We start from the raw sequence: 13058 nt of genomic DNA, 5'->3' as shown, positions 1-13058 counted from the left end.
ATGGATATTTTGGGCTGACCGTAGAGCGGCGGGGGCGTCAGGGGAACCGGTTTCTGCTGCCTCTGTGCGCTTTAGCGGCGGCTGCGCGGGCGTTCGGGTGCGGGCACATCGCCGAGCTTGGTTTCGCGCCAGAAGACAAACAGGCCGCTGCCGATGATCAGCACCATGCCGAGCCATGAAGCCGGCGTGGGCCATTCGCCAAAGAGCACGATGCCGACGACAACCGCGATCGGCATGGCGACATATTCCAGCGGGGCAATCAGGCTGGCTTCTGACAGGCGGTAGGCCTGCGAAATGAAGAAGCCGCCGCCCGCGCTGGCGATGCCCAAGAGCACCAGCAGGGGCCAGTCCGCCGCGGCGGGGATGTGCCAGCTGCGCAGCAGGAAGGCGAGCATTTCGCCGCCTTTGTCCTCCCAAGCGCCATGGCCGAGGGTGGCCCCAACGGTGGCGGAAACAACCACAAAGACCAGCTGGATATAGACCGACATGGTGGCCGCACTTTCGGTGCCGCCGATTTTGCGCGTGAGCACATGCAGCAGCGCATAGGCCACGGCGGCGAGGATCGGCAGGAGGAGCGCGGCGTTGAAACCCTCAGCCCCGGGGCGCACCATGATCAAAACGCCAACCATGCCAAGCCCCACCGCCAGCAGGCGGCGCGGGCCGATCTTTTCCCCCAGCAGCAGCACGGAAAAGGCGGTGATCAGTAGTGGCGAGACAAAGAAGACCGCCACCGCATCCGCCAGCGGCAGCACCGCAAGGCCGAGAAAGAAGGTGGTGTTTGCGGCGACCACGCAGAAGCCGCGCAACATATGCATGCCAAAGCGGCTGGTGCGCAGCACGCCAAAGCCGCCCTGCAGAGGCACGATGATGGCCAGCAGGATCGCCAAGCCGATGACGGAGCGGATCAACACGATCTGATGCAGCGCGTAGTCGCCGGACAGAAATTTGATCGTCGCGTCGTTGATCGAGAAGAAGATCACGGCGATCACGGCCGAAAGCGGGCCGAGGGGCAGGCGATGGGTCAGGGCTTGGCTCATGTGTCCACTTGGGATGAACAATCGTTCAGCGTCTAGAGCAAAAACGACCTGTGCGGAATTTTGCGCTTTTGCGTTGGGCGCAGCGGTGCGGATTTGGGGGGGCAAATCCGGTCTATCGTCAGAACTTCTTAAGGCTGTGGCCGTATTTAGGGGAAGCACAGGTGCGCCCTTGGACGCCACCGGTGTGTTTGAAGGCAAGACAGATGCGTGTGAGGCGCGCGCAGGAAAAGGAACACTAGGGTCATGATCGACGTGCCGGTATTCACCTTGGAGCGCGATATTGCGGCTTCGATGGATCAGGTCTGGGCCGCCTTGAGTGCGCCGTCGCTGCTTGGGCAGTGGTATGGGGCGGGTGTTGAGACCGTGACCCATGGCTTTGCCTTTGAGGAAGGTAGCGAGTGGCGCACGGAAATGCGGTTTAACGGGCAATGTGACCACAGCCGCATTCTGTTCAAGACCATTGAGGAAAAAGCGCGTCTGGTCTGGCTGCATCAATCGACCGATGCGGATTGGCAGAAAGCGCCAAGCCAGTCGTTGCCGAATTGGCCGCAGGATATTCTGACCACGATCACCCTTGCGCCTGCGGGCGAGCACACCAAGCTCGGGGTGTCGATGGTGCCGGTGGCGGCGTCGCTTACAGAGCGGATCTGTTTTGTGGAGTATCTGCCGATGGTGGAAGGCGGCTGGCGCCAGAACCTTGCGCGGATGGAGCGCCTGCTGGTTGGGGAAGCGGTGTAAACGGCCGTTTTGGGATTAGCGCTTGGCGGCGCGCAGCTCGCGCTCAAGCGCATCCAGAAAGCGGGAGCGGTCCGCCTTTGTGAAGCCTTTGCCGCCGCCCTGACGGAACGGGTCTGCGGCGCGCAGGTCTGCCATGAGATCGCGGGTGGCCAGCACATTGCCGATGTTGGCCGCGGTGAGGGCCTCGCCGTTGTGTTTGAGCACGCGGGCTCCGGCCTCCACGCATTTTGCGGCCAGAGGGATGTCGCCGGTGATGACAACATCCCCCGTTTGGGCGCGGTCTGCGATCCACATATCGGCCACATCCGGGCCTTCGGGCACAATCACGTTTTCCACAAGCGGGTTCTGGCTGGGCCGGAGACCGCCGTTGGAGACAACGTAGATTTTGACCTTGTGGCGGGTGCCGACCCGTTCGACCTCGGCTTTCACCGGGCAGGCGTCGGCATCCACATAAATCGCAGTCATTTTGGGGCTGTCCTGTTCTTAGTCGGCGTAGAGCGCTTCGGCGTGGAAGGCGATGTGCTCTTCCATGAAGGACGACACAAAGAAGTAGCTGTGATCATAGCCTTTTTGCAGACGCAGGATGGCTTCCTGACGGCGGGCGTTGGCGGCTTCGGCCAGCGCTTCGGGGCGCAAAAGATCAATGAACTGATCGTCGGTGCCGGTGTCCACAAGGATCGGCCCGTCAAAGCCTTTCTCGCGCATCAGAAGCGTTGCGTCATGGGCGGCCCAGGCGGCTTCGTCGTCACCCAGATAGGCAGAAAGCTGTTTGCGGCCCCAGTCCGCCGCAGTTGGGTTGGCGATGGGGGCAAAGGCTGACACGGAGCGGAAGCGGCCGGGCAGGGACATGGCCAGCGTCAGCGCGCCGTGGCCACCCATGGAGTGGCCCATGATGGACTGACGCGACAGATCCACCGGGAATTCTTCCTGCAGGAAGGACGGCAGATCCTCGGCGATGTAGTCCCACATGTTATAGTGCGGCGCCCATGGTTTTTGGGTGGCATTCACATAAAAGCCCGCGCCCTGACCCAGATCATAAGCCGGATCATCCGCCACGCCTTCGCCGCGGGGCGAGGTGTCGGGGAAGACCAGCGCAACGCCCTGTTCGGCGGCCCATTGCTGTGCGCCCGCCTTCACCATGGCGTTTTCATGGGTGCAGGTCAGGCCGGAGAGATACCAGATGAGCGGCACCGGGCCGACCTTGGCTTCTTCGGGCAGAAAGAGGCCAAAAGTCATGTCACAGCGTGTGCTGTGCGCATTGTGTGTGTAGACGCCTTGAGTGCCGCCAAAGGCGCGGTTTTCAGAGATCAATTCCATGGGTGGGGCTCCTGCCAAACGGTTTGCGCCAAAATGTCAGAACTGGCTGACCCATGCAATCACCAGCGAGACCGTTGCGATGGATGCGACGGTGGAAAAAAGAATGGCGGCGGACACCCGATGCGGAGCGACGCCATAGTGCTGTGCAAGCATATAGACATTGCCAGCCACCGGCAGGGCCGCGGCGGCGATCACGACGCTGGCGGAATAGGGATCAATCGGCAAAATCCACAGCACGGCAATGGCCACAAACAGCGGATGCAGCACCAATTTGGCAAAGCTGAGCCAGACCGCCACCTGCACGCGCTCGGCTGATTTGCTGGCCAGCGACGCGCCAATGGCAAAGAGCGCCCCCGGAGTGGCCGCGCCGCCAAGGATGGCCAGAAACTCGTTCACTGGCGCGGGGATCGGTAGCGCAAGGGCCGACCAGGCAAAGCCCAGCGAAATCGCCACTATCATAGGATTGCGAATCAAACCGGCGGCAACCGTGCGCAGGATCGCGAGGTTCATGCGCCCGTCCCGTGAGCCGGTGATCAGGATCACAATGAGGCTGGAGAAGACAATCAGATCCACCGCCAGCACCAGCATCACAGGGCCGATGGCGTCTGGCCCCATCAGAAGAGTCAGCATGGGCACGCCCAAAAAGCCGACATTGCCGATAGTGGCGCATTGCGCCTCGACAGCGGCGGTGGCCACATCCTGTTTGCGCAGCATGGCAATGCTGGTCGCCAGCCCGTAAATCACGCAGCTGCCCATCAGATAAGCCCCCATCAGGCGCCAGTTCAGAACCTCGGCGAGGCTGAGATTGGCGGCAAAGCGGAACAGCATCGCCGACAGCGCGAAGTAGAACACAAACTTGGTGAGATAGGCCGTGGCCTCCTCTGAGAAGAACCGCGTGCGCCCGGCCCAATAGCCAAGGCCAATGAGCGCAAAAAACGGCAGTGTTTTCAGAAAGATTGCCAGCATGGCCAAGGCTTAACAGGTTTGGTGCAGGTGGCAAGGGCGGGCTGGGGCCTGTGGGCAATCAGGAGGTCGCATCAGCTTCAGTCCAAAATTGCTCAGTTCCAAATCATCGTCGTGAAAACCTGAGGCGCTTGGTCTCTACCAGCGCGCAGGAGGCGAAGCCGACCAGCCCCCTCCCTTGGGGAGGGTCGGGGGCCGGTCTATGTGACCTGCCACAGTTGTTACAGATTTGCTGGACGATGATTTAGGGATTTGGACGCAGGACAAGTCATCTATTTCACGGCCAAATGACGACGAAATAGGCCGCGCTCTGATGCAACCTCGTGATTGTGCACAGGCGTTAGAGCAAGGCGATGACCGCTGTGCCTGACACGGCGATCAGCGCGCCCATAAGGGCCATGGGGTGTGGCCGAAGGCGCTCCTTGGCCCAGAGGATCGGCAAGATCAGCACCGGGGACAATGCGCCCAGTGTTGCGGCGATGCCCGCATCCAGATGCGCAAAGGCAAAGAGTAGCAGCGAGGAGGCAAATATATAGCCGATCACCCCCGGCAGGATGGTTTTGCCCAGCAAAGGCAGATCGAGCGCGGCATGCGGTTTCACGGCTTTCATTGGCAGGCAGGCCATCACAGAAATCAAGGCTGCGGCACCCAGCAGGCGCAGGGCGGTGGCCGCGATGGGGGACAGCCCGGCTTCGAGCGCGGGTTTCATGGCCAGAAAACCAGCCCCCTGCAATGCGGTGGCCACCACGCCCAAGCCCACAATATGCAGCAATGGAGCAAAGCGCGCGTCGCTTTGGGATTGGGTGTTGGTGCCAAAAACAATGGCGATGCAGACCCCGATCAGGGTGATGGTTGCGCCGAGGATATCAGCTGGCGTGGGCACTTCCCCGAGCCAGAAAAAGGCGATGCCGCCAACGATGGGGGCTTTCAGAGACAGCAGCAGCTCTGTGCGTCTGGGGCCGCCTCTGCGCAGGCAGGCGATCATGGCAAGGTTGCCCAGCAGTATGCCAAAGACACTGCTGAACACAAAGGCAGGCCAGAACTGCCACGGGACGCTGTGCCAATGTCCGAGCGCGGTGGTGAGCGCGGCAGCAAGCACCCCGCAGGCGACCAGCTGGATATGGGTGAAGGCAAAGGCCCCCAACTGCTTTGCAGGGGATTGGGCAATCACGATGCCACTGGCCCAGCCAAAGGAGGCACCCAGCGCGGCAAGAAGGGGAAGAAGGGTCATGACAGGGCTCACAAGATTCGCTACGTTTTGTGTAGCAATAGTGTGCTATCAAATGTGTAGCAAGGAGGATCTATGACGCATCAGGTGCCAACACCCGGCCGCCCCGTGCGCGGCTCAAAGACCGGCAAGCCGATCATGGCGCTGTTTGACCTTTTGGGGCGCAGCTGGGCGCTTGGGGTTTTGTGGCAGCTTTCAGACGGGGCGCTGACCTTTCGCGCGTTGCAGGCGCGGTGCGAGCAAGTGTCGCCAACGGTGCTGAACCGGCGTCTCAAAGAGTTGATGGCCAGCGGGTTGGTGCAGCGCGGCGATGCGGGGTATGAACTGAGTGCTGCTGGCCATGAGTTGTTTGCACTGTTGGCCCCTTTTGGCCCTTGGGCGCAGAACTGGGCGCAGGGGCTGGCGGAGAGCACACAGGACGACTAGCGGTTTTGGAGGATCCAGGTTTTGCGGCGCTGTCGAAACAAGTTTCGCAACCGGACTTGCCGCAGGGGAAAGCGGCGGTGTACTGTCTGGACGCACGCCAGCCAAGAGGTCAGCACAGCTTTATGAACACCCAAAGCCCCATCATTCGGCAAGGCCGGAAATTTGCGCAGGTTCTGGATCATGCGCGGCGTCTGTTCATGCAGCATGGGTTTGAAAGTGTGAGTATGGACCATATTGCGCAGGCGGCGCAGGTCTCCAAGGCGACGCTTTACAACTATTTCCCCGATAAGCGGATGCTGTTCATGGAGGTTGCGCGTCAGGAATGTGCGGAGCAGGCCGAACAGCTTGAGGCGGCGGTGGATGGCACGCAACCGGCCGCCGAGGTTTTGCGCGTGGTCGGGCGCGGGCTGATGGGGATCATCCTGTCCGAGTTCGGGCGCAATATGTTTCGGGTCTGTGTGTCAGAAGGGGACCGGTTTCCCGAGCTGGGGCAGCAGTTTTACACCTCCGGACCACAGCTTTGTCAGAGCCGGTTGATGGCGTTTTTTGCTGAAGCAGAAGCGCGCGGGGAGCTGCGGGTGCCCGATAAGAAACTGGCAGCGGACCAGTTTGCGGAGCTGTGCAAGGCCGGGCTGTTTCTGCGGCAGGTGACCGGCGTGCAGACAGAGTTTGCGGCAGATGAGGTGGAGCACGTGGTTGAAGGCGCCGTGGAGATGTTCATGGCGCGCTATGGGGGCGGTGAGGCCGGGCGCACTGTGTAGGCAAAAAGCAAACGGGCCGCCGAAGCGAACCGTTTTTGTTTTTTAGGAAAGCGGTTTAGAACTCCACCACTGCGCGAATGGATTTGCCTTCGTGCATCAGATCAAAGCCGTGGTTGATCTCATCCAGCGTCAGTTTGTGGGTGATCATCGGGTCGATCTCGATCTTGCCGTCCATGTACCAGTCAACGAATTGGGGCACGTCGGTGCGGCCTTTTGCGCCGCCAAAGGCGGTGCCTTTCCAGACGCGGCCGGTGACCAGCTGGAACGGACGGGTCGAGATCTCAGCCCCGGCGGGTGCCACACCGATGATCACGGAGACACCCCAGCCGCGGTGGGAGCATTCCAGCGCGTCGCGCATGACCTGCACATTGCCGGTGGCGTCAAAGGAATAGTCCACGCCGCCGAACTGGTCTTTCTCGGTTTTGGTGAGCGCGATGATTGCTTCGGTCACCGACTGGCCTTCGGGCAGCTCGGAAGGGTTCACGAAGTGGGTCATGCCAAACTTCTTGGCCATCTCGGCTTTGTCGTTGTTGAGATCCACACCGATGATCATGTCGGCACCGGCCATGCGCAGGCCCTGGATCACGTTGAGACCAATGCCGCCGAGGCCGAAGACTGCCGCGGAGGAGCCGATTTCCACGCCAGCGGTGTTGATCACCGCGCCGATGCCGGTGGTGACGCCGCAGCCGATGTAGCAGATTTTGTCAAACGGCGCGTCTTCGCGCACTTTGGCGAGCGCGATTTCCGGCAGAACCGTGTGGTTTGCGAAGGTCGAGCAGCCCATGTAGTGGTAGATCGGCGTGCCGTCGAGCATGGAGAAACGGGTGGTGCCATCGGGCATCAGGCCTTGGCCTTGCGTGCCGCGGATCGCGGTGCAGAGGTTGGTTTTGCCCGACAGACAGGCGTGACATTCGCGGCATTCCGGGGTGTAGAGCGGGATCACGTGGTCGCCGGGCTTCAGGGTGGTCACACCTTCGCCGACTTCCACCACAACGCCTGCGCCTTCGTGGCCGAGGATGGAGGGAAACAACCCTTCAGGGTCCGCGCCGGAACGGGTGAATTCATCGGTGTGGCACAGGCCGGTGGCCTTGATCTCCACCAGAACCTCACCCTTTTTCGGGCCTTCGAGGTTCACTTCCATAATTTCCAAAGGCTTGCCGGCTTCTAGCGCGACGGCGGCACGGGTACGCATCATTTTGCTTATCCTCCATGATTTGCTCAGAGCGTGGTTGAAACCCGCGCGCTATGCAACCTTAATGGCGACGTCGCAAGCCCGAATTGCGCCACGCCGCGTGTGGATCAAAGCAGGCGAAACCGTTGGTTGTGCAAGGCCGGGCGGATGTGGCAGGGGGGGCAAGGCGCGCGGGCGCAATGAGAGGGATAGAGAAGATGCGTATGATCGGTTTGATGGCCCTGAGCCTGACGGCACTGGTGGCCTGCAAAGAGGAAGAGGTGGTGAGCCAAGGCAGCACGACCTGTGATCCGGAGGCGTTTGCCTTTCTGGTCGGGCAGGACAAGGGCGCGCTGGAGGGGGTCACCACACCTGAGGTGGTGCGCGTGTTGGGGGAAAACTCCCCCGCCACGATGGATTTCAATCAGCAGCGCCTCAATGTGATCCACGATGACGCGGGCAAGATTATTGAGGTCAGCTGCGGCTGATGTGCCGCAGGGCGCAGGGCTTTATTTCTTTTCGCGGTACTGCTTGTGGCAGGCGCGGCAAGCGCCGCCCACGGCACCCAATGTGTCTGCCAGCGCCGCGCGGTCTTTGAAATCCAGCGCTTGCGCGGATGTGGTCAGATCGTCTGCGCGGTCGGAGAAATCTTCCCAGTTCGCCCAGATCGCCGGAAGCGCCTCGGATTTCGGGTCACTGGCCTGCGCTTCAAACAGGGCTTTGATGTTGCCGGAGTGCTGCACAATTGTGTCGCGCGCCATGCGGGCCTTGGCCTGATGCAGCGGCGTTTCGTTCTTGGCCATGCTCACCAGAGTTTTGAAGGCGGAGCCGATGCTCTCCATGGCCATCATGCGGGCCATGACCTGAGGGTCTTTCACGCCGTTATGGGCGGTGGCGGCATTTGCGAGCAACAGAAGGCAAGACAGAGTAAGAGTGCGAAACACGGCGATATCCTTAGATTTTGGCTGCGCGCACTACAGAGCAAAGTGGCGGAGAAAAGCAAGTAAACTCATTGCGGGGTGGCTTTGCGTGCGGCCTGCTGCGTCTTTGCGCAGGGGAGCAAACTGTCTGGGAAAAGTGCCCCCCGGCGGCGCAGACTGGGTGGGGGCAATAAAGCCGCGCCGCCGGGAGTAGCGTAGTCGTCGCTATGACCTTAATTTTCCATTACCCTTTGGCAAAAAGAGGATCGGACGAAGGCCTTTTGCAGATAAATCTGCGGCGGAAATGAGGCAGCAGGCAGCGCTTCAGAGAGAGGCTTGATTTTGCGGGCAAAGGGCGCAAATCTGAAGACATGAATGCACAGCCGCCCACCGCCCTGCACCCTTCCTTCAAACCGCCGCAGCAAGTTGCGTTTCACCGCACGGAGCTGTCGATCATTCTGAGCCTCTATGGCCGTATGGTGGCGGCCGGAGAATGGCGGGATTACGGAATTTCTTCATTGAAAGAAGTGGCGGTGTTCTCCGTCTTCCGGCGCACAGCTGAAAACCCGCTATATCGCATCGAGAAGCGCCCAAAGCTGCGCAACAAGCAGGGGCTTTACGCGGTGATCGGCATGGATGGTCAGGTGCTCAAGCGCGGCCACGACCTCAAAACCGTGCTACGGGTCTTGGAACGCAAGCTGATCCGCGCCGTCGATTGACGCCCCCCCCCACCCAGTGCTTCTCATTCGTCAAATATCCCGGGTGAAGCCCCAACCGCGTTGGGGCGAGGGCAGAGCCCTTACCTTTCTGCGGGTCGTGAGGCGATGGTGTTTGCCATCACACAGAGCAGCTCAAACATGATGGAGACACCCAGAAACGCGGTGCCGCCCGCGCTGTCAAAAGGTGGTGAAACCTCCACCAGATCCGCGCCCACAATGTTGAGCCCCTCCAGCGCACGCACCACCTCAAGCGCCTGAAAGCTGTTGGGGCCGCCCACCTCGGGCGTGCCTGTGCCGGGTGCGAAGGTCGGGTCCACAAAGTCGATGTCATAGCTCACATAGGTGGGCGCGGTGCCGACAATCTCGCGCGCCTCTGCCATCACATCTGCCACCCCACGGGCAAAGAATTCCTCGATCCGGATCACGCGGATGCCGACGGATTTGGCAAAATCCGTATCCTCGTCATCATAGGTGCTGCCGCGAATGCCGATCTGCACCACCCGTTTGGGATCGAGCAGCCCTTCTTCCACCGCGCGGCGGAAAGGCGTGCCGTGGGTGTACATCGTGCCGCCAAAATAGCTGTGATAAAGATCGGTGTGGCTGTCAAAATGCACCATGCCCAGCGGGGTGTCTTTGGCCAATGCGCGCAGCACGGGCAGGCTGGTCAGGTGATCCCCCCCTGCGGTGAGTGGCGTGATGCCAGCGGCCATGACCTGCTTATAAAACGCGGTGATCCGCTCCATACTGTCTAAAATATCTGCCGGATTGGGGCCCACATCGCCAAGATCGGCACAGTTCACCAAATCAAAGGGGCGCACCCCGGTCGCGCCGTTCTGGGCGCGGATCATGGTGGAGGCGTCGCGCAGCTGGCGCGGGCCGTGACGCGGGCCGGGGCGGTTGGTGGTGCCGCTGTCCCAAGGCACACCGATCAGGCCGACGTCGACGTCGCGCAGGCGCGTGTGCTCCAGATCCATAATCGGCAGGCGCATGAAGGAGGGCACCCCGGCAAAGCGGGGCAGATCCATGCCGGAGACGGGTTTGAAGAAATCATCGCTCATGCGGCATCTCCGTAGGTCGGACGCTTGTGGGAGGTCACCGGCCCGTCGCCCTGTGCGGCAATGCGGGCGATGGCCTCTGCAATGGGCTCATAGGCCACAGCCATATGATGCGCGTTGGCGTGGATCAGCGTGTTGGCATCTGTGACCATGGCGACATGGCCTTTCCAGAACAGCAGATCGCCGCGCTGATAGGTGCCGCTGGCCTCCTCAAAGGCAGCTTCCTGCAGATCGCTGTCGCCGGGGCAATCCAGTCCTGCGGCATGCAGCGCGGCCTGCACAAGGCCTGAGCAATCCAGCCCGAAGCTTGAATTGCCGCCCCAGAGGTAAGGCGTGCCGATCAACCGTTCGGCCACGGCAGCGGCGTCAGGCTCGATGGTATCCACGGCGCTCAGGTGGCCTGAGGGCACATAAAGATCGCGGGTGATCCGTCCGCCGTCCCATGCAATGCGGGACCAGCCGTCTTCTTCAGACAGCACCACAAGGCGGGTGCCGTAAGGCAAGGGTGTGACCAGCCCCATGATTTTCAGGCCCGGCGTCGATTTGGCGTAGGTGCGCGCGGCAGAGACGCGGTGGGTGGGCGTTTGTTTGGGGTGGCTCAGCACATCGCCGATGTCGACCCAGCCCACATAGCCGTCGCGGTCGGCATAGCCAAAGGCCATGCCCATTTCCTTGTGCACCACGTGAAAAATTTCGCCGCGCACCAGCTGGCGGTCGCGCGCGCCGGTGGGGGCGGACAGCAGATCGGTCACCACCATGGCGACGCGATAGGCGGCAGGTGTGACATAGGTTTCTGCCTCCACCACGCCGCGCAGATGGTCTGCGGCGACTTTGCCGGTGCTGGCGATCAGGCGTCTGTCCAGAGGGTCCGCCATCAGAAATCCAGCATCTCTGGCAGGGCATCCAGAATGGCGCGCGCGCCCATGCCAACGCCGCCTTTGGGTCGGGCGGGGGCAGCGGAGGGGTTCCAGCCATAGATGTCAAAATGCGCATAGCGCGGGCCTTCTGCGAAGCGGCGCAGGAACAGGGCTGCGGTGATGGAACCGGCAAAACCCCCAGACGGTGCGTTGTCGAGATCGGCGATGCCCGGCTCGATCATTTTCTCATACGGCTCCCAGAAGGGCATGCGCCAGACCGGATCGGCCACAGCGGCGGCGCCCTGTTCCAATGCGGCGGCAAAGGTGGCGTCATCGGTGTAATAGGGCGACAGATCCGGGCCCACGGCCACACGGGCCGCGCCGGTGAGGGTGGCCATGGAGATCATCAGATCCGGGGTGTCTTCTGCCCCCAGCGCAAGCGCGTCGGCCAGCACGAGGCGGCCTTCGGCGTCGGTGTTGTTGATCTCCACCGTCAGCCCTTTGCGCGAGGTCAGGATGTCGCCGGGGCGGAAGCTGTCGCCGGAGACTGCGTTTTCCACTGCGGGGATCAGCACGCGCAGCTGCAGGGGCAGATCCAGCGCCATGATCATATGGGCAAGGCCCAGCACGGTGGCCGCGCCGCCCATGTCTTTCTTCATCAGGCCCATGGAGCCGCCGGGCTTAAGATTGAGCCCGCCAGTGTCAAAGCAGACGCCTTTGCCAACCAATGTGAGCTTGGGGCCGCTTTTGCCCCAGGACATGTCAATCAGGCGTGGGGCGCGGTGCGGGGCGGCGGCCCGCCCAACGGCGTGGATCATCGGGAAGTTGTCTTCCAGAAGCGCGTCGGCAGTGGTCACGGTGCAGCTGGCCCCGAAGGTGCCAGCCAGCGCGCTTGCGGCGTCCTCCAGATCCTGCGGGCCCATGTCGGCAGCAGGGGTGTTGATCAGATCGCGGGTGAGCGCTTCGCCGGCGGCAATCGCTTCGAGCTTGGCCGCGTCAATGCCTTCGGGGCAGATCAGCGCCGCTGGCGAGCCTGAGGCGTCTTTGTAGCGATCAAAGGCGTAGCCGGTCAGCAGCCAGCCCAGTGCCTCGGTTTCCAGATCCCCCGCAGGCAGGGACGTGGCCAGTGTGTAGGTGCCTGCAGGCAGGGTGCTGGCCGCCGCCGCCAGCGCAAATCGGCCGCGCGCACGGGTCTGGGCGGTGCCAAAGCCCGCAACCGCCAGCAGCGGCTGGCCTTCGGCATCAGGCACCAGAAGGGATTTGCCGATGGCCGGTTTGAACCCCGTGGCAGCCACAAAAGCGCGGGTCGGCGCAGGCTGCGCCGCCACCCACGTATCAAATCCATCGACGTCTATGACGTGCAGAGGAATGACATTGGAGCTGTCAGGGGAAGCAAATTTGAGAGACATCGCGCACCTTTCTCGCCGATCACTGGCCATTTACCTGCCAGCCTAGCGGTTGGTGCGCTGCCTGCAAGCGCGATCAGATGTAGCTGCGCTTCAGATCCCAAATTTCCCGCAAAGCGCATTCGCCAACGCGGATCAAACGCGCGTAAGTCGCTGAAAGTGCTACAGTGTCCCGCCGCTCGCAACAGGCGATCACATCTTCGGCAATATGGGTCAGTGCGGTCATGCACAGGCGTCCGGCGATGAGTTCCACCAACGTCATCGTCTCCGCCAATTCGGCGAAATTTTCGGCCTGATACTGCTGCTCTGCCATGGCCAAGTGATCCGTCAGCGATTTGATCAGACCCATAAACGTCTCTTCCGCTTCCTTTGGATCCATGCGGACAAGGACGCGTGCAAGTTCATCTTGATCAACAACGGCTGGCTCAGACATTTTGAGCGTTGCGATTTGGTTCATAGT

16 protein-coding genes are annotated in these 13058 nt (G+C 61.7%); 5 read left to right on the top strand and 11 right to left on the bottom strand.

Translation table 11 applies throughout. From position 1 onward, the window contains the following. Window positions 1-71: 71 nt before the first annotated feature. Window positions 72-1037 carry a DMT family transporter gene (locus J7399_RS17080; RefSeq protein ID WP_209087872.1) on the bottom strand — a complete coding sequence of 322 codons (966 nt, stop codon included), beginning with the start codon at window positions 1035-1037 and terminating at the stop codon, window positions 72-74. 243 nt (window positions 1038-1280) lie between these two features. Here J7399_RS17080 and J7399_RS17075 point away from each other — a divergent pair, with 243 nt between their 5' ends. Then, complete coding sequence (locus J7399_RS17075; RefSeq protein WP_209087869.1) at window positions 1281-1775, top strand: SRPBCC domain-containing protein; 495 nt, start codon at window positions 1281-1283, stop codon at window positions 1773-1775. 15 nt (window positions 1776-1790) lie between these two features. On the opposite strand, the gene J7399_RS17070 is transcribed toward J7399_RS17075, so the two are convergent. From J7399_RS17070 to J7399_RS17055, 4 genes are all read right to left on the bottom strand, one after another. Beyond that, on the bottom strand, window positions 1791-2240 hold the full coding sequence (locus tag J7399_RS17070) for a YaiI/YqxD family protein (RefSeq protein WP_209087866.1): 450 nt from the start codon (window positions 2238-2240) through the stop codon (window positions 1791-1793). A gap of 18 nt (window positions 2241-2258) precedes the next feature. Continuing rightward, complete coding sequence (gene fghA, locus J7399_RS17065; RefSeq protein WP_209087863.1) at window positions 2259-3092, bottom strand: S-formylglutathione hydrolase; 834 nt, start codon at window positions 3090-3092, stop codon at window positions 2259-2261. Window positions 3093-3128: 36 nt separating this feature from the next. Next, complete coding sequence (locus J7399_RS17060) at window positions 3129-4058, bottom strand: AEC family transporter (protein ID WP_209087860.1); 930 nt, start codon at window positions 4056-4058, stop codon at window positions 3129-3131. Window positions 4059-4395: 337 nt separating this feature from the next. Beyond that, window positions 4396-5286, bottom strand: a complete 891-nt coding sequence (locus tag J7399_RS17055; RefSeq protein ID WP_209087857.1) for a DMT family transporter — start codon at window positions 5284-5286, stop codon at window positions 4396-4398. 72 nt (window positions 5287-5358) lie between these two features. Here J7399_RS17055 and J7399_RS17050 point away from each other — a divergent pair, with 72 nt between their 5' ends. Further along, on the top strand, window positions 5359-5709 hold the full coding sequence (locus tag J7399_RS17050) for a helix-turn-helix domain-containing protein (protein ID WP_209087854.1): 351 nt from the start codon (window positions 5359-5361) through the stop codon (window positions 5707-5709). Between the two features lie 122 nt (window positions 5710-5831). After that, window positions 5832-6470 carry a TetR/AcrR family transcriptional regulator gene (locus J7399_RS17045; protein WP_209087850.1) on the top strand — a complete coding sequence of 213 codons (639 nt, stop codon included), beginning with the start codon at window positions 5832-5834 and terminating at the stop codon, window positions 6468-6470. 55 nt (window positions 6471-6525) lie between these two features. On the opposite strand, the gene J7399_RS17040 is transcribed toward J7399_RS17045, so the two are convergent. Continuing rightward, window positions 6526-7662, bottom strand: coding sequence for an S-(hydroxymethyl)glutathione dehydrogenase/class III alcohol dehydrogenase (locus J7399_RS17040; RefSeq protein ID WP_209088012.1), 1137 nt, complete (start codon window positions 7660-7662; stop codon window positions 6526-6528). 197 nt (window positions 7663-7859) lie between these two features. On the opposite strand from J7399_RS17040, the gene J7399_RS17035 reads away from it, so the two are divergent. Further along, the gene (locus tag J7399_RS17035; RefSeq protein WP_209087847.1) at window positions 7860-8129 is read left to right on the top strand and encodes an I78 family peptidase inhibitor; all 270 of its coding nucleotides are present in this window, start codon (window positions 7860-7862) and stop codon (window positions 8127-8129) included. 21 nt (window positions 8130-8150) lie between these two features. Here the strand turns inward: J7399_RS17035 and J7399_RS17030 are convergent, their stop codons facing one another. Then, window positions 8151-8585 (bottom strand): cytochrome c, encoded by a 435-nt coding sequence (locus J7399_RS17030; protein WP_209087844.1) that lies wholly within the window; start codon window positions 8583-8585, stop codon window positions 8151-8153. A gap of 347 nt (window positions 8586-8932) precedes the next feature. On the opposite strand from J7399_RS17030, the gene J7399_RS17025 reads away from it, so the two are divergent. Continuing rightward, on the top strand, window positions 8933-9280 hold the full coding sequence (locus tag J7399_RS17025) for a DUF2794 domain-containing protein (RefSeq protein ID WP_209064039.1): 348 nt from the start codon (window positions 8933-8935) through the stop codon (window positions 9278-9280). An 80-nt stretch (window positions 9281-9360) separates the two neighbouring features. On the opposite strand, the gene speB is transcribed toward J7399_RS17025, so the two are convergent. The 4 genes from speB to J7399_RS17005 all read right to left on the bottom strand — a co-directional run bounded on the left by speB (window position 9361) and on the right by J7399_RS17005 (window position 13055). Next, window positions 9361-10338, bottom strand: coding sequence for an agmatinase (speB, locus tag J7399_RS17020; RefSeq protein ID WP_209087840.1), 978 nt, complete (start codon window positions 10336-10338; stop codon window positions 9361-9363). Continuing rightward, window positions 10335-11210 (bottom strand): NlpC/P60 family protein, encoded by an 876-nt coding sequence (locus J7399_RS17015; protein WP_209087837.1) that lies wholly within the window; start codon window positions 11208-11210, stop codon window positions 10335-10337. The genes speB and J7399_RS17015 overlap by 4 nt, the downstream gene beginning before the upstream one ends. After that, entirely contained in the window at window positions 11210-12601 is a 1392-nt protein-coding gene (locus J7399_RS17010; RefSeq protein ID WP_209087833.1) for a leucyl aminopeptidase family protein, read from the bottom strand. The genes J7399_RS17015 and J7399_RS17010 overlap by 1 nt, the downstream gene beginning before the upstream one ends. A gap of 73 nt (window positions 12602-12674) precedes the next feature. Beyond that, a complete protein-coding gene (locus J7399_RS17005; RefSeq protein WP_209064048.1) occupies window positions 12675-13055 on the bottom strand; it encodes a hypothetical protein in 381 nt (126 codons plus the stop codon). Between the last annotated feature and the right edge of the window lie 3 nt (window positions 13056-13058).

It is taken from the genome of Shimia sp. R9_1, from assembly GCF_017743775.1.
Lineage (GTDB): Bacteria > Pseudomonadota > Alphaproteobacteria > Rhodobacterales > Rhodobacteraceae > Shimia.
This window is presented reverse-complemented; position numbering and strand designations above follow the sequence as displayed.

What these genes read in the sequence shown, in the direction of transcription:
- J7399_RS17015 (WP_209087837.1), bottom strand. Translation starts at nt 11,210, where the DNA reads ATGGCGGACCCTCTGGACAGACGCCTGATCGCCAGCACCGGCAAAGTC.
- J7399_RS17060 (WP_209087860.1), bottom strand. Translation starts at nt 4,058, where the DNA reads ATGCTGGCAATCTTTCTGAAAACACTGCCGTTTTTTGCGCTCATTGGC.
- J7399_RS17025 (WP_209064039.1), top strand. Translation starts at nt 8,933, where the DNA reads ATGAATGCACAGCCGCCCACCGCCCTGCACCCTTCCTTCAAACCGCCG.
- J7399_RS17040 (WP_209088012.1), bottom strand. Translation starts at nt 7,662, where the DNA reads ATGCGTACCCGTGCCGCCGTCGCGCTAGAAGCCGGCAAGCCTTTGGAA.
- J7399_RS17055 (WP_209087857.1), bottom strand. Translation starts at nt 5,286, where the DNA reads ATGACCCTTCTTCCCCTTCTTGCCGCGCTGGGTGCCTCCTTTGGCTGG.
- J7399_RS17035 (WP_209087847.1), top strand. Translation starts at nt 7,860, where the DNA reads ATGCGTATGATCGGTTTGATGGCCCTGAGCCTGACGGCACTGGTGGCC.
- J7399_RS17005 (WP_209064048.1), bottom strand. Translation starts at nt 13,055, where the DNA reads ATGAACCAAATCGCAACGCTCAAAATGTCTGAGCCAGCCGTTGTTGAT.
- fghA (WP_209087863.1), bottom strand. Translation starts at nt 3,092, where the DNA reads ATGGAATTGATCTCTGAAAACCGCGCCTTTGGCGGCACTCAAGGCGTC.
- J7399_RS17075 (WP_209087869.1), top strand. Translation starts at nt 1,281, where the DNA reads ATGATCGACGTGCCGGTATTCACCTTGGAGCGCGATATTGCGGCTTCG.
- speB (WP_209087840.1), bottom strand. Translation starts at nt 10,338, where the DNA reads ATGAGCGATGATTTCTTCAAACCCGTCTCCGGCATGGATCTGCCCCGC.
- J7399_RS17045 (WP_209087850.1), top strand. Translation starts at nt 5,832, where the DNA reads ATGAACACCCAAAGCCCCATCATTCGGCAAGGCCGGAAATTTGCGCAG.
- J7399_RS17080 (WP_209087872.1), bottom strand. Translation starts at nt 1,037, where the DNA reads ATGAGCCAAGCCCTGACCCATCGCCTGCCCCTCGGCCCGCTTTCGGCC.
- J7399_RS17050 (WP_209087854.1), top strand. Translation starts at nt 5,359, where the DNA reads ATGACGCATCAGGTGCCAACACCCGGCCGCCCCGTGCGCGGCTCAAAG.
- J7399_RS17070 (WP_209087866.1), bottom strand. Translation starts at nt 2,240, where the DNA reads ATGACTGCGATTTATGTGGATGCCGACGCCTGCCCGGTGAAAGCCGAG.
- J7399_RS17010 (WP_209087833.1), bottom strand. Translation starts at nt 12,601, where the DNA reads ATGTCTCTCAAATTTGCTTCCCCTGACAGCTCCAATGTCATTCCTCTG.